Genomic DNA, 19738 nt, shown 5'->3' on the forward strand with positions numbered 1-19738 from the left:
AGGCTCATTATGTCTACTTTGTTTCTTACGCTTATTACTCTGATTGCCTTTGCTGCCAACTCTGTATTGTGTCGATGGGCACTCGCGGACAATAGTATCGACCCTTTGAGTTTCTCTTTGATTCGTATTGTCTCCGGTGCCATTACCTTAGTACTGATCTACTGGGCGGTGAATCGCTCAAAACAGCAACCTGCTGGTGGAAAAAATAGTCAGCCACTGAAATGGAAGGGCAATCCAATTTCAATTGGTGCGTTGATCGTCTATATGTTTGGTTTTTCCTATGCCTATGTAGCGCTCGGAGCTGGGTTAGGTGCCTTAATCTTGTTTGTGATGGTGCAACTGACTATGGTGGTTGCGCACTTGATTCAAGCAAGAGGAATGTCGTTACTAGAGTGGTTTGGGTGTGCGATTGCGATTAGCGGCTTGGTCATACTACTTTGGCCTGATAACCAACAACACGCTTTGGATTTTAAAGCCGCCTTCCTTATGATGTTAGCAGGGGTTGGCTGGGGATATTATACCTTGGCCGGACGAAAAGTGAATGATCCACTGCATGCTACTATGATCAACTTTAGCTATGCAGGGTTGGCATCTCTTGTGTTGCTTGTCCTTGTTTCATTAAATGAAGTGATGTCTGACTCGATGTTTATGAACAGTTCTGGTGTCACTTACGCTCTATTGTCTGGTGTGTTTGCCTCAGCGATGGGCTACACACTCTGGTATCAAGTAGTGAAAAAACTAAGCACATTGACGGCCTCTGTGGCGCAGTTAAGCGTGCCCATCATTGCAACTCTCGGTGGTGTTGTATTTTTATCCGAACCCATCACGCTGCAGTTTGTTGTTTCATCCGGAATCATTTTTGTCGGTATCGCGGCAGTAATCTTTGCTCCAAAAAACAGTTAATCTCGAACATTTATGGCTAAACCTAACAAGAAACAACCAAGCAAAACGGTTCAGATCTTCTGTGCCAAATGTAAGACGCAACTCTTCAAGTACCGAAAAGGTGGCAAGGGGGCATTAGTGAAGTGCTTTAAAGAGAGGATCGTTGAAGACTACACAACGACCCCTTGTCACTGCCCAAGCTGCGGGATCGAATTCGCCAGAGATACGCTAGTAAGAGGAACTCCTGCGTTTAAGATGATTGGCGGAAAGGTCACTATGAAATAAGAGATGGATAAACAAAGGAGCACTTTACAGTGCTCCTTTGTTTTAGTTTGAATTATTACAGCCTGATTGTTGACCGCTATGCTTTGGGCTCACTTATTCGGCCTTGTAGCTTCATGATTATCAACGCAACGATAGCGCCTGATGTATCACACAACATATCTTTTTGAGCATCCCAAATATCTCCTTGAGAGCCTAAAAACGCGATGCCTTCGTCGCCACCAGCCAGCTCTGCATACCACCACTCAATGATTTCATAACCAGCGGCCACACTCATGATCGCAAATAGGGAGAACCAAACTGCAATCATCGGCGACGAAAGCTTTTTACGAATGAGGTATTCAGCAAGCGGGTAGGCGTACAAACCAATCGAGAAGTGAGCGACACGGTCGAAGTTATTGCGCTCAGAACCGATCATTTGGTTGAACCAATCAAAGGGCACCTCTGCGAAGGTGTATTTAGCGCCGATGGTGTGCAGAGCAAGCCAAATGAACATCAAGACATACGCGGTGTTAGAGAAAGTAAGCTTACGAGAGAACCACCAGATACCTGCGAGAATACCAACCGCTGGGATGATTTCGGCGACCCATACTGCTCGCGACGAAGGCTGTATGGCCGAAAACAGAAACACAGCGATATAGAGTGCAGTCAGTAGCAAGAGCGAACGATTCTTAGCAATTGGCGTATGCAGTGGTTCGGTGGTGGCTGTCATAATGAGTCCTCGATAAATTTTGAACATCTTTTCATAATTATGAACACTGTTCAATTGATTTTCAATTTACAGAATGTGTTGAAAAGGCGTGTGAGCGCCCAGTATCTAGACAAACGATTGCGAGAGTTTCACAAAAGTTTGATTTACGACAAAGCGCCCCCTAAAATCCACGTTCACTACATACATAACTAGAAAGAAAGTCATGAAACTGGAAACTGTCGATTATCTTGCTGACGATGCAGCAGAGCAATTTGTTCGCTCACTACGTGAAACCGGCTTCGGTGTTTTGAAGAATCACCCAATCCCTAAAGAACTCGTAGAATCAATCTATGAAAATTGGTACCAATTCTTCATGACAGAAGAAAAGAACGATTTTCAGTTTAATGTTGATACACAAGACGGATACTTTCCACCTTCTGTTTCAGAAGTCGCTAAAGGACACAGCGTAAAAGACATTAAAGAGTATTTTCACGTTTACCCATGGGGCCAAATCCCAGAGCAACTGAAAGAGCAGATCTTAGATTACTATGCGCGTGCAAACGCATTTGCTCAAGAGTTGTTGGGTTGGGTTGAAGCGCATGCTCCTCAAGAAGTTCAAGAGAAATTCTCTATCGCGCTATCTGAAATGATCAACGGTAGTGAACAGACGCTACTTCGCGTTCTGCATTACCCACCAATGCAGGGTGATGAAGAGCCGGGTGCAATTCGCGCAGCCGCTCACGAAGACATTAACCTACTTACGGTTCTTCCTGCAGCGAACGAACCTGGTCTTCAAGTGAAAACGAAAGACGACCAATGGTTAGACGTGCCGTGTGACTTCGGTAACCTAATCATTAACATCGGTGACATGCTTCAAGAAGCGTCGGGTGGCTACTTCCCATCAACGACACATCGCGTAATTAACCCTACAGGTGAGCGCCAAGAGAAGTCTCGTATTTCTCTACCACTTTTCCTACACCCGAAACCAGAAGTGGTGTTGTCTGATAAGTACACGGCAAACGATTACCTGATGGAGCGTTTACGCGAGCTAGGTGTAATCTAACGTTTCGTAGAACGTATTAGAGTAAAAATTAAAGCCAGCGTCAGCTGGCTTTTTTGTACCGATTAACCAAGGTTAGCTGAGATTGAGACTTGAAATTCAATAGGTTAATTCAATCATTTATTGGGCAGAAGCGTTGAAAGTTACTGATAAAACCTCGACAAACTGCAATTGATGGCTTTCAATGTATATATGAACCAACCTGCATTATAAAACTGGCTCCATATTATGTTAGAACAACAAGACGTGACAACGCCATTTCATGCTCATATGGAAAACCCGCTGCTTTGGCCGATCATGGAAGTCCTAAAGAAACAGCCGAGTGGCTGGAAGGTGCATACGCTGGCAGCCCACCTCAATGATCTCGATCTTGTGCCTATCTTGGATGCCAAGCCAGAAAAAGATCTCTTCAAGAAAAATTTCCTGATCATGAATGCGCTATACCAATTGCAAGAGACACTGTTTCCAGAGAGTTGGTTACAAGTTCAAGCAATGGACATTGAGCTCATGCACGGCAGATATTACGCCAATGGACACTCCATCGATCCTGAAGATCCGCTGCGTGATTACTACATTCATTGGGAAAATTACGAAGCGGAAGAGGGCGAAGTTAAGCGTCTACTGAATGAGTTTTGGAGCCGCTATCGTAAATTCGTGGGCGGCGAGCATATGGGTGACATGGACAGAGATAAAGCTCTATCTCTATTCGAACTGCCATTAGATGCAACCTCGACTGAAATACGAAAGCGTTGGAGAAAGCTCGCTTTACGTTGGCACCCAGATAGAGAAGAGGGTAACAGCGATAAATTCAGAATCCTGTGTGAAGCTTGGAATGTATTACGCAGTTAGTATTTAGGCCCCACATTTTGATTTGTGGGGCTTTGCCTTAACTCTCTCTAATGTTGATGTTATGAGTGGTCTTTATTCTGTCCGCTTTCATGCTCAAACGCGTAATCGAGTACTTTACGTATGTAAGGAGCTCCGACCTTAGAACCACCATTACCGTGTTCAATTACCACAGTCGCGACGTAATCAGGGTGCTCGTAGGGTGCAAACGCGGTATAGAGTGCGTGGTCCAGTAGGTGTCTTTCTAACTCTTTTGAGTTGTATACCTGATCTTTCGCTAAACCAAAGACTTGTGACGTTCCAGATTTACCGCCACTGGTATAGGTTGTCCCTTTAAACGCTCTTCTACCGCTGCCGCGACTTCCGTGGTTCACTAATCTCATCGCGTTGATCGGTACCTCCCAAATTTTATCCGGAACCTCATCGATCGATGGCATCGGCTCTGGCGTCACTAACTGTTGAGTATTAAAGTCTTCACCATGATCTAGCGTTGCACGCAGAATGTGTGGTGGCATCACCTTACCGTGATTAATCAAAACTGAGGTCGCTTTAGCAAGTTGTAATGGAGTCGAAGTCCAATAGCCTTGTCCAATACCAATCGGTACGGTGTCACCTTGATACCAAGGAGTTCGATAACGCATCATCTTCCAGTCTCGAGTCGGCATATTGGCGTTACTTTCTTCATAAATGTCGATGCCCGTTGGTTTACCAAAGCCAAAACGGTTCATCCATGTACTAATACGATCGATGCCTAGGTCGAAGGCAGTCTGGTAGAAAAACGAATCCACTGATTCTTCAATCGCTTTTGTTACATCTACTGGGCCGTGCCCCCAACGCTTCCAATCACGCCAAGCTTTTGAATTCGATTTAGAGCCCGGAATGCGCCATACACCATGATCATCACGAACCGTATGTTCGGAAATAACCTGTTCTTGTAAGCCTGCAATTGCCATAAAAGGTTTGATAGTCGATGCGGGCGGGTAGACACCTAATGTGGTTCGGTTGACCAGAGGGTGAGCAGGGTCGTTGAGTAACCTTTGATAGTTCTTGCTAGAAATACCATCAACAAAAAGGTTGGGATCGTAGCTTGGGCTTGATGCCATAGCCAAGACACTGTTGTCTTGCGGGTCAAGTATAATGGCGCTGCCAGTTCTATGGTTCAGTTGTTCAAACGTGTACTTTTGTAGTTCAAGATCGATGTTCAACACAATGTCTTTACCGGCAACAGGTGGAACATATTGAATCGTTCTTACTATTCGACCGCGACTGTTGACTTCAACTTCTTGATACCCTTTTTGACCGTGGAGGATATCTTCGTAGTATCGCTCGACGCCGAGCTTACCAATAATGGTGGTAGCTTGATAATTCGCTTCTTTGCCTTGCTCTTCCAGTTTCCTTAAATCATTGTCATTAATGTGAGCGACGTAGCCAAGGACGTGGGTCAGCACCTCTCCGTTAGGATAGAAACGTTTCAGGCTAGTATCGATAGACAGTCCGGGAAACTGGTATTGGTGGACAGAGAACTTAGCGATCTCTTTTTCGGTCAGGTTCTCCAATATGGTGACGGACTTAAAGCGGCGAGTATTACGATAACGCTTTCGGAACTGCGTTATTTGTTCTTCGTTGAGCGGGATGTATTCGTTGAGCTTACTGAGCATCGTCTCAACATCTTTTGTCTGCTCTGGGATCATAGTGAGCGAAAACACCAACTTGTTTTCTGCAAGCAACACCCCATTTCTGTCGTAGATTAGACCTCGAGTCGGCGCAATAGGAAGTATTTTAATGCGATTGCCGTCAGCGCGAGTCTGGTAGCTGTCGAAGTTTTGAACTTGGAGTCGGTATAGGTTGCCGACCAAGACGAGAGTGAAAAAAAGAATCCCTATGAATGCGATGATGACGCGGTTTCTAAACAGGTTTACTTCACTTTTATGATCACGCATTTTTACGCGTTTATGGTTCATCAAAGCCTCAGTTTGTTACATTTACTTACATTTAGTAATTCGGAACTTTATCGGAATATCACCATAGCTTTGTAAAAACCGTGTCATGATTAATAGCCTTTCAAATTATAAGCTTAGTGATATAACTCAAACGAATCGTTACGACTGGACGATAGTTATGTCGTTTATTCCGTTGGTGGCGTGTTTGAAGTTTTGTTGTTTGAGTCAGGAGGACAGAATAGGGGTTAGAAATAAAAACGGCCCCCATATTTGGGAGCCGAAGAGAGGTTTCTAATGCTGGGTAACGCTTAGTTTGATGATTTAAACTGAGATTTACGCATGCGGTTTAAAGCCGCCATCACATCTAGCGTTCTTGGTTTTGCCAGGTCGCCGTAGTTCGGCATGTTAGCGTGCCAATCATTTTCCAACATCGTGTTGAACTCTTTTGCTGGGTTATTAGACCAGCCCGGCAGTTGAGCAAATTGGAACCAAGCCCAACCAATCGCGTTCACTTCTGATGCTGACTCTAGTTGCTCAAGCGCTGACAGGTCTGCAAACTCTTTACCAAAGCGAAGAGAGTCTTTGCCTTTCGCATTCACGCGGAACTTGCCATCGGTCAGGATGTTCATTAGAGACGCGCGGTTTAGAGAGCGAGGAACGAACATCTCTAGTGCAGTTTCACACTCATTATGACGTTGAGTCGGGTGCTGTTCGATCACTTGTTTCGCCTTTTCAGTTACATCGACTGCTTGGTAGTCATGCATTTGGATAACCGTATCCGCAACATCTAAGTAATCACCAGAACCGCCCATAACAACAATGGTTGAGATAGTCATTTCATCACGAAGCTGACCTATACGATCCACAAGTGGTGTGATCGGCTCGTCACCTTTAGCAACTAATGCCTGCATACGCTCGTCGCGAATCATGAAGTTAGTCGCTGACGTATCTTCATCGATTAATAGTGTTTGAACACCAGCTTCGATAGATTCTTGTAACCAAGCCGCTTGAGATGTAGAACCAGAAGCGTCTTGAGTACTAAAGTTTGAGGTATCTTTGCTCATCGGCAGGTGGTTGATGTAGTTCGATAGATTCAAGCTATGAACACAACGACCGTCTTCAGCGCGAATTTTCATGGTATCCGTTGCCGTTACAATGCCTTCACGACCATCACCTGGGATGTGGTTGTAGATAGAGCGTTCAACCGCATTCAACAGAGTTGATTTACCGTGGAAGCCACCACCAACAATCAGCGTAATACCTTTTGGAATACCTAGGCCTTTTACTTCACCGCGGTTAGGTGTTTTTAGCGTAACAGACAGAGATTCAGGCGCCTCAAATGCCACTGCGTCTTTCATTGGTAGATCGCAGTTACCGGCGATTCGTGGCAGCACACTGCCATTTGATACGAATGCCGCTAGGTTATGTTCATCTAATTGAGAGCGAAGTGCTTCTTGGTCTTCAATCGTTTGGCAATGTTCAACAAGCGCATCGAAATCTAGTTCACGCTCTAGCGTCGCGCGGCGAATGAATTTAGGAAGGTAGAACGTAATAATATTATTGGCTTTCTTCGCTAGAATACTACGACCGTCAGCGGGTAGATTAATGCGGAAACGGATCTCAATGCCGTGCTCTGTAAATAGCACAGCAGTGCTATCAAGCACCGTTTGGCCTGTCAGCGCGATAGAGATTGTCGATTCTTGCTTAGCGAATTCAGCAAAACTACGAGCGATGAAATCACGCGCAGCAATTTGGTAGACCTTTGATTTGCCTTTCAGCCACTCTAAACCCGTAAGAGACCACGCGCGTGTTGCACGAAAGCGAGAAGGTGACGCGTATGGGTCGCCCTGAATGTGGTCGATGTGAAGTTCAAAGTCAGCAAAGTCGTATTGACCCTTGATTTGTTGATATGCACGGTAGTTTTGTTTTTCGAGCTTTTTCAGCTTTGCAGTCAACTGATCCATAACGAGAAATGCCTTAATTGGAGAAAGATACAAATAGAAAGGCGGCGATTATAAAAATCACCACCTATAGAGTAAAGGGAAAGTCTGTCTAAATTGCAAAGTATCGCTAATTTAAAGCAGCAATTGCTTAGAGCTGGCGACAATTGGTGGGTTAATACCCAAATTACGCATAGCGACTGGTGTTAGAGTAATTCTGATCCGCTAAGCTGTGCTCAAACTCTTGGCACGTCATCGGCTTGCCATAGAGGTAACCTTGGCCAATGTCGCAGCCTTCTTGAATAATAAACTGCTCTTGCTCCTCGTTTTCTATGCCTTCAATGGCGACTTGTAAATCCAGCTTTTTGGCTATTTGAACGATAGAGCGGACGATCTCTGTATCATCTTCAGAGTTGTGCATCTGGTCAATAAAGCTCTTGTCGACCTTGATGGCATCAAATGGGAATTTTTTCAGGTAACCGAATGAAGCGTAGCCCGTACCGAAGTCATCAAGTGACAATGTCACGCCAAGGTCATGCAGAGATTCTAACGTATTCTTCGCTACAACTTCATCGGCAATCAATCCACTCTCTGTGACTTCGAGCTCAAGGAATTGAGCAGGGAGGTGGTAAGTGTCTAGTAGGTGAACCACTTGTTCGTAGAACTGAACATTCTTGAGTTGTACGGCAGAGACATTAATTGCCATTTTAAAATCATCAACGTGTCGAGACCACTCTTTGGCTTTCTCGATAGCAGAGCGCAAAACAAAGTTACCCACTTCAAAGATCAATCCATTCTGCTCGGCCATATGAATCAGAGTCTCATTGGATATGTCACCCAAGACAGGATGACGCCAACGTAGTAGCGCTTCTGCGCCAACCCATTTGTGGGTCATTGGAGACACCTTAGGTTGGAAATAGAGCATTAAGTCATCATTGCGAACCGCTTGTAATAGATAGCCTTCAATCTTGTTCAGATGAATTTGATCATCACTGTAAGCTTGAGAATAGAAACAGTATTTTTGCCCGGAATCTTTACAAGCTAACATCGCTGCAGACGCTTTTTTGAGAGCAGTCTCTGCGTTGTCCTGACTGTCGGTAACCGTCAAACCAATGAAAGCGTGCAGATGAACCTTGTCTTTTCCAATGCTGAACTCAGAGTGACCTACTTGAACCAATTGTTCACAGAAAGATTCAAGATGATTGTGTAGCCCTTCCGCTGTATAAGCGATGGCGAGATCGACAGACGTTGGTCGACCCGTGAGGACTTCAACATTTTTAATGGTGGAAAGTTTACGGCGGTATTCGACCAAGACATCATCAAATGCTTTGTAGCCGTAACGCGCTTGTATCCGCCTACCGTTGGTAAAACCAATATGTACAATGGCAAACGAGTGATCATTTAATTTACGCTCGCTCGACATCCGCAGATTCAGCCTAGATTCAAAGGCATCTCTATTGAGAAAACCCGTGCCTAAATCGTGATTCTTCTGGTAGTTGATCTTCTGCTCTGCGGCTTTGCGTTTGTCTATCTCAAGGTTTAACGAGTAGTTAAGGCTGGCAAGGTCTTGCGTACGTGTGTGTACTCGACATTTCAACTCTTTATTAAGCCTAGCTAACTTCGCATTTTGAAACAGCGTCGTAAGTTGAGATTCGATGGAGAGCTTAAAGCTTTCTAAGAGTTGGATGTAGGTTGGGGTGTAGTGGTTTTCCTTACTATCAAGAATGCAGATGGTGCCAAACACTTCACCATTAGGCCACAGCAAAGGAATGCCACAATATGAAATCATGCCAAGTTCGACATCAGGATTGTTTTTCCAAACAGGGTCTTTTGTCGCTTCTGGGACGACGAGTAGGCGGTTAGTCTTCATCACGGTTTCGCAATACAGCCCATGACCGAGATCTTCAGAATCGCCTTCTTTATATGGATTACCCTGAGATTGACTGGCTGAGAATACTTCAATAGAAGAGGTGTGCACGCGCATGATTAGCGCTGCAGGTACGTGGGTGATGTTAGCGAGTAAGTCGACGATATTTTGCCATCCGACTTTCATGTCACCCGGAATGTCTAAATCAAGCGTGTTTATCTTTTTCATAGGACTCCATGTCATTGTCATCAGACGATCCACATCCTGTGTTGTCGTCTCTCTATATCGATGTAATATGCACCTAGAGATGTAATGAAAGTGTTAACTAGAGTATAGGTAGGTTACATAAAAAAGCCTCTGCAATTTGCTAGAGGCTTTTAAAACTGAATCCAAGTCTCATACCTGAGAAACAACTAACTTAAGGCTTGAGATTTACGAAATCTTCTGTGTTAAGAGGCTGTGTATAGTCAATTCCAGTGAATTCAAATCCATTGAGTTGCATAAACTCTTGTTTAAAACCCGTGTAATCGCCTAATTGAGTAAAGTTGGTTTCATTCATGGATTGTAAAATTTCAGACACATGCGCTTGTGTTTCTGCTTCTAGCTCCCAGTCATCCATTCGAATCAAGCGCTCACCATCAACTGAGATCTTGTCTTGACCATAAAGCTTGGTACTGAAAAGACGCTGCATCTGTTGAATACAAGCCTCATGGGTGCCTTTCTCTTTCATGACCTGATAAAGAGCCAATAGGTAAGGGCTTAGCCCCGGAATGAATACACTCGCTTTGGTCACTAGCGCTTTACACACCGTAGCGTATGCACCACCACCAAAGTTCGCCAACTCAAGGTTGAGAGCATGGCTTGCTTGGTGAAGATCGATTTTCGCTCGCCCTAATGTGCCGTCAAGGTAGATTGGGTGGGTGACTTCAGGGCCAACATAAGAGAAAGCGATGGTTTTACACCCTTCAGCAATCGACTCAGAGTTGATTAACTCATCAACCCATTGGCGCCAGTCTTCACCGCCCATTACTTTCAGTGTGCTTTCAGCTTCTTCTTCTGTGGCTGCCTCTAAAGTGGTTGAGTTCCAACTATCATCTTCAAGAGAGATGGTATTGCCTGTCACACTCTGACCGATAGGTTTAATTGCTGAACGCCAAAATTCACCGTTGTCGTCTTTAGGGCGGACGCCCGCGGCAAGGCTATAGATGATCAGATCCACTTCGCCTTCAAAGTAGGTTTCGATTGCTTCAACCACTTGAGAGCGAGTTTCGTTGGAGAATGCATCACCGACGATGTTAATCGCAGTGCGACCTTCACGTTCGGCTTCTTGCTTGAAATAGATGTTGTTGTACCAACCAGCGCTGCCGAGAGACTTGTCACTAGGGCCGCGTTCAAAAGATACACCAATAGTGTCGGCATTTGCTCCGCCGAAGGTGAGGGCGACTCTGGCTGCTAAGCCAAAGCCTGATGACGCCCCAATGATCAATACTCGTTTAGGCCCGCTTTTGATCTGAGGGGCATTTTTTACGAATTCGATTTGCTGTTTGACCGCTTGTTGGCAGCCAAGAGGGTGTGCATTTTTGGCAACGACACCCTTTATAACGGGTTTTATTATCATAAATAACCTTACACTTAACGCTGTTATGAAGTCACGTTAACGTAAAGCTATGTAAAAAAGATTGAGCTAGACCATTAAAAGCTAAAGATACTGGTATAATTTCTCGGCAACAAAGTCTGCAATCCAAGGTTGAGCCTCAGGTTTAGGATGCAGGCCGTCGTTCATCATCCATTCAGGTTTCATGATGATATACTCGAGAAAGAATGGCAGTAATGGCACATTTTGCTGATCAGATAACGACGTAAATACGTACTCAAATTGTTCGTTGTAGCGTTTCCCATAGTTAGGTGGGATGCGTATCTGCATCATCACTGGCTCAGCTCCGGCCGCTCTGATCTGTTCGATTATCTTCTCTAAGTTTTGAGTGATCACCTTAGGTGGAAATCCACGCAGACCGTCATTAGCACCGAGCTCAATAAGCACCGTATCTGGTGTGTGCTCAGACAATAACTGAGGCAGACGAGAGAGGCCATTACCCGTGGTATCACCAGAGATACTGCCATTTATCACGGTTACTTTTTTGTCGTATTCCGACAGAGCATCAGGCAACAGGCTAGGCCAGCTCTGTTTGATGTCCATGTTGTAACCCGCGCTTAAGCTGTCACCGAGCACCAATAGGGTTTGGTTTTGCGCGAATGATGTTGTGGAAAAAAGTATAAAAATCAAAAAGGAAATTAGTCGAGTCATGCATACATCCATAATAAAAGCTGAATCTGTTTCGAAGACAGTGTCTACTAATCAAGAACAATTGACAATCTTAGAGAAGATCGACATCGATATTGCTGAAGGAGAATCAGTGGCGATCGTTGGTACTTCTGGCGCGGGCAAATCAACGCTCATGACACTGCTTGCGGGCCTCGATGTTCCGAGTTCTGGTGAAATTCATCTGCTAAATAAACCACTTTCACAACTCGATGACGAGCAGCGAGCGCAAATTCGCAGTGAGTCGGTCGGTTTTGTATTCCAGAGCTTTTTGTTGATCCCAAGTTTATCTGCACTTCAAAACGTGACTCTGCCTTGCCTATTGAAGGGTGAAGAGGAAGATATTGAGCGTGCCAAAGCGCTTTTGGAATCGGTTGGATTGAAAGACCGAGTTGACCATTTACCCTCTCAACTCTCTGGCGGTGAGCAACAACGTGTGGCACTCGCTCGCGCTTTCATGATTAAGCCAAAAATCCTATTTGCTGATGAACCAACGGGTAACCTAGATCAGCAAACGGCCGCTAAGATTGTAGAACTGCTGTTTGAACTCAATGCATCTCATGGCACGACACTGGTTCTTGTGACACACGATCCTAAACTCGCTCAGCGCTGTCAGCGCACACTAAAAATGCACCTTGGTCAAATCGAGGAGGTGTAGAGTGAGCCAATCAAAAGGACTGAACAAACGACTCTTCAGTTGGAGCATTGAAGAGATACGACACGGCCAGCTTTGGCCCGTTTCTATTGCTCTGACACTGATCATTGCTTGTGTTTTTGCTTTGTCCGCATTGGCAGAGCGAATGGAGCAGGTGATTGTTAAACAAGGCAAAGACGCGTTAACCGCCGACAGCGTCTTTATTTCTGCAAACCCTCTGCCTGAACCTCTATTAGAATTGGTGGCAGAAAAACGTTTGGACAAAAGTGAGCTGACTCGTTTTTCTACCATGGCATTCAGTGATAATGGAATGCAATTGGTGACGGTAAAGGCCGTAGAAAGCAATTACCCGCTGCGTGGGGAGATGCTTCTAGAAAGCAACAACCAACAAGAAAACCATGTTAAACCGGGTGAACTGTGGCTTGATGAGAGAATCTTTTCGCAGCTTGAGGTTAATATCGGTGACAATGTCACGATTGGTGATGCCGATCTGACCATTACCGGTCGTATTGCACAGGAGCCGGGACTCAGCTTTAACCCGTTCCAGCAGATGCCCGCTGTTCTTATTCACAGCAGCGACATCGATGCCACAGGTGCCATCCAACCGGGTAGTCGTGTTAGCTTCCGCCTGTTCTTAAACGGTGAAGACAGTGACTTACAAGCTCTTCAAGACTCTATCGAATTGACGCCGAGCGATCGCTGGCGCAATCAAGACAGTGCAAGCCGTACCAACGAGATGTTTGATAAGACCACTCAATACCTTTCATTGACCGTTGCGATTGTTGTGATCATGGCAGCAACCACCTTGGTATTAACGTGCCAGCATTACGTTGCGAGCAGACAAAAGACCATCGCAATGCTCAAGAGCTTGGGCGCAAGTAAACAGTGGGTGATCCACTGGCTTTCCATTCAAGTTCTTATGCTGATGGTTATTGGCGTTGTATTTGGTATTGCTATTGGCATTGGGCTTGAGTTCTTGTTGCGGATCCCTTTGGGAGACCTATTACCAAGTCCGCTACCAAGTTATGGCTATCAACCGATGTTATTATCTGTATTAACCAGTGTGCTCATTGGAGTACCAGCATTAGGGATTCCTTTGTTGGGGCTGGTGAACACGTCGGCAATCAGCGTTATTCAGTCTAACCACCAAGGTAAGAACGACAGTAAAAAATACTTGTTGCTGCTCGTTCCTGTTGTGCCAATGCTACTCATGTATGGTACTAACTTGCTGGTTTGGATCGTCCTTGGCGGTATCGTTGCACTGTTCGCTGTGCTTGCTTTAGCGAGTATTGCAGTCTTGAAGCTGATCGCGAAGCTTCGTGTATCGACAGCGATGCGCCTTGCGATTAGTCGAATCAACAGAACGCCATTAGCAACGGGTATCCAGTTTGGTGCTTTGTCTCTTTCGCTGATGTTGCTATCCATTATTTGGCTGGTGCGCAGTGATTTACTTTCAGATTGGCAGCAGACACTTCCAGAGAACGCGCCAAACGCATTTGCTCTGAATATTGCTGAGTATGAAAAAGAGGCGTATTTAGAGACGATTGATGCGAACAAGGTTGAGCGTACTCAAGCCTTTCCAATTATTCGTGGCCGCTTAACCACAATCAACGGAATTGAGGCGGATAAATACAGCGATGCGTCTGACCAAACAGATGCGCTTAGCCGAGAAATCAATTTCACTTGGGGTGAGACGCTTCCTGAGTATAACGAGGTGATTGCTGGTCAATGGACAGAGCAAAATGGTGTATCTGTCGAGTCAGATGTAGCCGAGCAACTTGGTCTTAAAATCGGTGATGAACTCTCATTCACAATCAACAGCCAGCAGTTTAAAGCAGAGGTGAATACGATTCGTGAAGTGGAGTGGCGCGAGATGAAGCCAAACTTCTACTTTATCTTCACCCCAGACGTGCTCAGCTCAATCCCATCTACTTGGTTGGTCAGCTTTAGGCTGCAAGACCAACATGACGAGATGCTAAGCCAATTGTCGCGCAACCATCCTACGGTTAGCTTGATGGATATCCGTAAAATGGGGAGTAAGATCCAAGAACTTTTAAAACAGATTGTTTGGTCGATTACGGTGCTGGCTGGCTTAGGTGTCGTAGCAGGGCTTCTACTTATCTTCACCTTACTTCGCTTGAGTTTGTCTCAGCGTCAACAAGAGATTCGCCTATATAGAACCCTAGGGGCGAGTAAAAGCCGTATTCTCAATACGATTTGGTGTGAGTACGGAATCATGGCTCTTGTGGCGGGCAGTATTGCCGCGTTGGGTGCAGAGCTAAGTGTCGCAAGTCTCATGACATTTGGTTTCGAATTGCCAGTGACTTTGCATCCGGGGTTGTGGGTGATGTTGCCTGTTATTACCTTTGTTACCTTAGCCGCGGTCGTGAATAGCTTGATTAAGCGACTTCTAGCGCCGATGAAGAAAGACTTTAATTAAGGTTTAGCTTACGATTTAAAGCTTAGCTACGATTGTTAGAGGTATAGCGTTAGAAATCCTCAAAAACTTGGTTTCTGAGTGATCGCTAGACCTAAAGCTAACGTTATGGTTAGGCCGATTTAAACTGAGTGCGCTCAAACATTTTCCGTTGGGCGCATTTTTTTATTTTAAATCGGTCAATCATTGGGTTACCCACAGGGCGTACTAAAGAGGGGATAAATTCCCCAAACATGGGGTTGTTTATACCTGTTAATAGGCTGTAATAATAAATTCATCTTTGACGTTTTTTGTCTTTAGTGCCTGTAAATAAAGGGGTTGCGCAACGAAAAAGCACCTTATCAACAGTTATCCACAAAATCGGTGGATAACTTTAGGGATAAGTTAATGAAGATGTCATATGCGTTATCTTTGAGCCTTTGTACGACCGTACTTAGGCCAGATCTGGCGTGTTTTACACCGTTCTTTTTTTCATTCACACATATTGAGTCAAGCAATAAATTTTGTTTTTTTAGTTTGACATCTGATGATGGCAAACTAAGACCTTGATAAAAATGTGATTTAATTCACCGTCAATCCTACGTAGAATACAGGGTAGTTAATTTTAGGCTTTAGAGTCCGATGAATCAGAACAAAATGGATAAAAAACAACCGTCTATAGCAATCATTGGCGGTGGTATTGCAGGTGTCACCAGTGCGATTCATTTCAGTGAACGCGGATACAAGGTGACTCTGCTGGAGAAAGGGCCAAGCCTTGTCAATGGTCCACCAATTTGTCACCTGCATGCGGGTGGTAATTTGTATCGAGATATTTCTCAAGAGCAGTGTCTTCAACTTCTTGCTCAGTCTATCGATACCGTTCGTTTATTTCCTCACACGCTCAATATTCGTCCAACCGTCATCGCTGTACCTCATAGCGATGGTGGTAAACCAGAAGAGTTGTTACCACGCTTGGCTGTGATTCAATCCGCTTACCAATCCTTGGTGGAACAAGATCCAAACAATCAAGTGCTAGGGAAACCAGACGAATACTACAAACTGTATGAAAAAGAGGATTTGGTTGCCTTATCAACTCAGGTCCAGCCTAGTAATCCACGTACTCTTGATGATTGGTGTATCCCATTTGCCAAGCACACCAACTTAGACACACTTAAATACCCTGTTGCGGTGGTACAAGAATATGGCTTGAGTGTGTTTCGCTTGTCGGCTTCAGCGCAGCTATCCCTCGAAAAACAGGGCAACTGCGAGGTGTTAACCGACAGTCGCTTGTCCTCAGTAACTCAATTGGAAGATGAGTGGCAGTTAAGTTACTCCGATCATGACGGTGAAGAGCATCAATTGACTTCTCAATACCTTATTAATGCGAGCGGTTTTGAAACGGGTGTTGTCGATGATTATGTGGGTTCGAAACAAGAGCGTCTGGTTGAGTTTAAAGCGGCTTATGTGACCGATTGGGCAGCCTGCCGAGATCATCAAGAAGAGTGGCCAGAAGTGATATTTCATGGGCCACGTGGCACGCCCCAAGGTATGGCACAGTTAACGCCTTACGCGGATGGTGTATTCCAGCTTCACGGCATGACAGAAGGCATTACTCTGTTCGAGGGAGGATTAGTTTCATCTTCTGTTGAATCGTCTCAGCCACAGCTTCCGGCTAAGCTACTCAAGAAAATTGTGTCTGGTTGGACGGAAGAGCAGCTAGAAGAGCGAACGCAAGCCGCGATTAAGCACATGGCTCAGTTTATCCCTAGTTTTGCGTCAGCAACCGTAGGTGGTAAGCCACTGTTTGGTGCTCAGCAGATTCCGGGAACTGACCCGAGCTTACGTGCATCAGACGTCTCTTTCTGTGGTGAAAAATACGCAAGACTCGAAGTAGTCAAAGCCTCGTCTACATTAGAAGCCGCTCAGAAGATAGATAACCAATGGTTCTACAACCAGTCGGCTAGTAAGACGATTGAAGATGCACATCCCGTTACAATGTCACTTAATGTCGATGATGTTGAGCACAGAGCGATCGCGCTAACACAAGAGCGAGGCTATCCAGCAGCGCTTGCGATCGTAACAGGAGAGAGCCGACAAGCTTAATCCTTACTTTGCTATCTCTAGACGGGAGTAAAGCAGTGACAAACAAAAAGGGTGACCTCATTTCGAGCGTCACCCTTTTTTTGATCTGATTTTCTTCTAATAATGTTTTCTTTTAACGAGCTTTTCTTTTAGTAACCTAGATTCTTAGTAACCAAAGAACCGTGCCCATTGGCTCCAAACATCTTGTAGGCCTATGCGGTCGCCTTTTGTAAAGGTGATCTGTTGCCCAGGCTTTGCTTGAGCAAGGCGAGGTAAATCAATGCGAGCTATGCAGCCTAACTTAGGGTAACCACCAATCGTCTGCCTGTCGTTGAGCAATATTATGGGTTGACCGTCTTTCGGTATCTGAATCGCACCCAAAGCAATCCCTTCGGACAACATAGTGATGTTGGGAGACTCTACCGCCTCTCCACTCAGTCGGTAGCCCATACGATTCGAGTTTTGATTCACGGTAAAGGTACTGCCATAAAAGGTTGACTTAGCATTGTCGCTAAAGTGCTCAGATTGATAGCCTTCAATGACTCTCAGTTTCAAAGGTAGGTTGTAGTTAGGAGTATAACGGAACGTCACACTCAAGGGTTTTTGGTGTGCTTCAATAGCGTGTGTTTCGAAATCTAACTGCTGACCGGCTTGGCAGGCAGCGCCATCTTGGGTTAACCCGCCGATTTTTTCACGCACTACCGTTGATGCGCTAGTGAGGCTATAAGGAACTTTGAACCCACCTTTTATGGCTAAATAGGCCCGTAATCCATTTTTTGGTAGACCGAACGAGAGCGTCTGTCCTTTGTGAGCCACAAACGTAGACCAGTTTGCAATAGGCTGGTCGTCGAGCTTAGCCTGCAGATCACCGCCGGTAATCGACATCAAGCAGTCATTATTTATCTGTATGGCACATTGACCTAAGGTGATTTCCAAGGAGGGGCTATTAATTGGATTGCTAAGCAGGTGATTTGCCCAACTGTAAGCGTAGTCATCAACGGGGCCACCTTGAGTTAACCCTAAGTGAGACAGTCCAAAACGCCCAAAGTCTTGAATCAGAGAGAGCGGACCTGGTTTGAGTAATGTAATTGAACCCTCAGTCATTCAGACAACCTCCAAGAGTAACAAATTCTTGCTTACTGATCGCTTCAAACTTCACTTTATCGCCAACATTGAAAAAAGCCCCTTGATTGAGTTGGTCTAGTGTCGCTTTAGTGTCGAATAGTTGAATAGGAGTACGCCCAATAATGTTCCAGCCTCCCGGGGACTGATCTGGATAAACAGCGGTTTTGCTGTCTGCGATGCCAACACTGCCTTTGGGAACTGATAATCTTGGGGTTTGGTGGCGAGGCATACAAAGCTCTGGAGAAACATCCGAAAGAAACGCAAAACCCGGCATAAAACCGACGGCGCTGACTTGGTAGGTAATACGAGTATGCAGCTCAATCAGTTTATCGAGTGATAGTCCTTGTTGTTGAAAGCGGGGTAAATCCAACGCGGTTTGTTCGCTATAGTAAGTGGGTATCATCACAACAGGGGCAGAATGTTTATTTACACGTGTGTTTAGGTTTGAAACTAATTGGTGTAACTGGCGTATAAACTCTGGCTCAGAAATTCGATACGGAAGGTAGTCTACCAAAATAGTGTGATACGCAGGCGTGACGTTCATTAGATACGTGCCAAAGGTTTCCCTTATCTGTTGGGAAATAGACGCGACGTACACCGATATATCAGAAGTAACCTCTGCAGAGTGAGGTTGTTGCGAATCTGTTGCTGATCTCTTACTTTCCTTAAGATCAATCTTGATCATGACACTACACTCTGCAACCGGGTCAATTACTACATCAAATTGTGTTTTCTTCATAAGCATCCGTTTTAACAGAAGAAGTTGAGCCATGAACTGACTCGTAGTTAGCGTATCGCGTTAATGTCTTGGCTAATTCGTTTAATCAAAGCGATGGACTGAGGGTTGTCGCCGTGCACACAAATGGTATCGGCCTCGATTTCTAGTCGCTCACCCTCTATGGTCGTTACTGAGCCGTAATTCACGATTTGCATCACTTGGTTATAGATATCATCTTGATATGAATAGACGGCGCCAGAAAGCGATCGTGGTGCAAGTTGACCGTTGTTGAGATAGGCGCGATCAGCAAACGCTTCAAGTAGGAGCGGTAAGTCGTAGTTATCGGCGATATCAAGAAATTTTTGGTTATTGGCTGTAGATAGGATCATTAACGGAATACCAAACCCAGCAACGGCTTCAGCAACGGCATTAAAGATTTGGGAGTTTGCCATCATGTCGTTATACAGTGCCCCATGAGGTTTTACATAGTGCAATTGATTACCATGATGCTGACAGAGTGCTTTTAATGCGCCAACTTGGTAGCACACCAGCTCAGTGATTTCTTTCATCGAATGAGGAATGGAGCGGCGACCAAACCCGACGAGATCTTGATATCCCGGATGCGCTCCAATCTGGGTGTTATAGTGGCTGGCCAACTTGATGGTTTTTGACATGACATGTGGGTCAGACGCATGAAACCCACAGGCCACATTCGCCATATCTACCCATTTCATAACGGCTTCGTCATCGCCCATCGTCCAACTGCCATAGCTTTCACCCATATCGCAGTTCAGTAGCACTTTTGTTGTCACAGAAAGATTTTCCTTCATTTATATCCTTTGTAGACGTTCTACTAAATCGTGCATTTAAACAGTGATCATTATCAAACTTCCATTAACATTGTTTCAACAGAA

16 protein-coding genes are annotated in these 19738 nt (G+C 45.1%); 7 read left to right on the forward strand and 9 right to left on the reverse strand.

Annotated features, from left to right (window positions below; all coding sequences use genetic code 11):
* Window positions 1-9 precede the first annotated feature (9 nt).
* On the forward strand, window positions 10-903 hold the full coding sequence (locus KI655_RS12115) for a DMT family transporter (RefSeq protein WP_285405257.1): 894 nt from the start codon (window positions 10-12) through the stop codon (window positions 901-903).
* Between the two features lie 12 nt (window positions 904-915).
* Window positions 916-1167 (forward strand): hypothetical protein, encoded by a 252-nt coding sequence (locus KI655_RS12120; protein WP_150896419.1) that lies wholly within the window; start codon window positions 916-918, stop codon window positions 1165-1167.
* Window positions 1168-1243: 76 nt separating this feature from the next.
* Here KI655_RS12120 and KI655_RS12125 read toward each other — a convergent pair whose 3' ends face one another.
* The gene (locus KI655_RS12125) at window positions 1244-1876 is read right to left on the reverse strand and encodes a DUF2238 domain-containing protein (protein WP_285405258.1); all 633 of its coding nucleotides are present in this window, start codon (window positions 1874-1876) and stop codon (window positions 1244-1246) included.
* Window positions 1877-2078: 202 nt separating this feature from the next.
* Between KI655_RS12125 and KI655_RS12130 the strand changes: the two genes are divergently transcribed.
* Together KI655_RS12130 and KI655_RS12135 are read left to right on the forward strand one after the other, a co-directional pair.
* Window positions 2079-2918: an isopenicillin N synthase family oxygenase gene (locus tag KI655_RS12130; protein WP_285405259.1), complete on the forward strand. Its 840-nt coding sequence runs from the start codon at window positions 2079-2081 to the stop codon at window positions 2916-2918.
* A 225-nt stretch (window positions 2919-3143) separates the two neighbouring features.
* A complete protein-coding gene (locus KI655_RS12135) occupies window positions 3144-3764 on the forward strand; it encodes a DNA-J related domain-containing protein (protein WP_285405260.1) in 621 nt (206 codons plus the stop codon).
* 59 nt (window positions 3765-3823) lie between these two features.
* On the opposite strand, the gene mrdA is transcribed toward KI655_RS12135, so the two are convergent.
* From mrdA to tesA, 5 genes are all read right to left on the reverse strand, one after another.
* Window positions 3824-5722, reverse strand: coding sequence for a penicillin-binding protein 2 (mrdA, locus tag KI655_RS12140; RefSeq protein ID WP_285405261.1), 1899 nt, complete (start codon window positions 5720-5722; stop codon window positions 3824-3826).
* A 287-nt stretch (window positions 5723-6009) separates the two neighbouring features.
* On the reverse strand, window positions 6010-7665 hold the full coding sequence (locus KI655_RS12145; protein ID WP_285405262.1) for an ABC-ATPase domain-containing protein: 1656 nt from the start codon (window positions 7663-7665) through the stop codon (window positions 6010-6012).
* 163 nt (window positions 7666-7828) lie between these two features.
* Window positions 7829-9736 (reverse strand): GGDEF and EAL domain-containing protein, encoded by a 1908-nt coding sequence (locus tag KI655_RS12150; protein WP_285405263.1) that lies wholly within the window; start codon window positions 9734-9736, stop codon window positions 7829-7831.
* Window positions 9737-9926: 190 nt separating this feature from the next.
* Window positions 9927-11126 carry an enoyl-ACP reductase FabV gene (gene fabV, locus KI655_RS12155; protein WP_285405264.1) on the reverse strand — a complete coding sequence of 400 codons (1200 nt, stop codon included), beginning with the start codon at window positions 11124-11126 and terminating at the stop codon, window positions 9927-9929.
* 81 nt (window positions 11127-11207) lie between these two features.
* Window positions 11208-11813 (reverse strand): multifunctional acyl-CoA thioesterase I/protease I/lysophospholipase L1, encoded by a 606-nt coding sequence (gene tesA / locus KI655_RS12160; RefSeq protein ID WP_285405265.1) that lies wholly within the window; start codon window positions 11811-11813, stop codon window positions 11208-11210.
* Between tesA and KI655_RS12165 the strand changes: the two genes are divergently transcribed.
* The 3 genes from KI655_RS12165 to KI655_RS12175 all read left to right on the forward strand — a co-directional run bounded on the left by KI655_RS12165 (window position 11812) and on the right by KI655_RS12175 (window position 17002).
* Entirely contained in the window at window positions 11812-12486 is a 675-nt protein-coding gene (locus KI655_RS12165; RefSeq protein WP_285405266.1) for an ABC transporter ATP-binding protein, read from the forward strand. The two genes, tesA and KI655_RS12165, sit on opposite strands and share 2 nt — an antisense overlap.
* A 1-nt stretch (window position 12487) precedes the next feature.
* On the forward strand, window positions 12488-14923 hold the full coding sequence (locus KI655_RS12170; protein ID WP_285405268.1) for an ABC transporter permease: 2436 nt from the start codon (window positions 12488-12490) through the stop codon (window positions 14921-14923).
* Window positions 14924-15541: 618 nt separating this feature from the next.
* On the forward strand, window positions 15542-17002 hold the full coding sequence (locus KI655_RS12175; protein WP_285405270.1) for an FAD-dependent oxidoreductase: 1461 nt from the start codon (window positions 15542-15544) through the stop codon (window positions 17000-17002).
* Window positions 17003-17146: 144 nt separating this feature from the next.
* Here the strand turns inward: KI655_RS12175 and KI655_RS12180 are convergent, their stop codons facing one another.
* From KI655_RS12180 to KI655_RS12190, 3 genes are read right to left on the reverse strand one after another with little or no spacing between them, the layout of a single operon-like run.
* Window positions 17147-18085 carry a biotin-dependent carboxyltransferase family protein gene (locus tag KI655_RS12180; RefSeq protein ID WP_285405272.1) on the reverse strand — a complete coding sequence of 313 codons (939 nt, stop codon included), beginning with the start codon at window positions 18083-18085 and terminating at the stop codon, window positions 17147-17149.
* The gene (locus tag KI655_RS12185; RefSeq protein ID WP_373417254.1) at window positions 18078-18845 is read right to left on the reverse strand and encodes an allophanate hydrolase subunit 1; all 768 of its coding nucleotides are present in this window, start codon (window positions 18843-18845) and stop codon (window positions 18078-18080) included. Before KI655_RS12185 ends, KI655_RS12180 begins: the two co-directional genes overlap by 8 nt.
* 47 nt (window positions 18846-18892) lie before the next feature.
* Window positions 18893-19636 (reverse strand): 5-oxoprolinase subunit PxpA, encoded by a 744-nt coding sequence (locus KI655_RS12190; RefSeq protein WP_285405687.1) that lies wholly within the window; start codon window positions 19634-19636, stop codon window positions 18893-18895.
* Window positions 19637-19738 lie beyond the last annotated feature (102 nt).

This window comes from Vibrio sp. D404a (assembly GCF_030248535.1).
GTDB lineage: Bacteria > Pseudomonadota > Gammaproteobacteria > Enterobacterales > Vibrionaceae > Vibrio.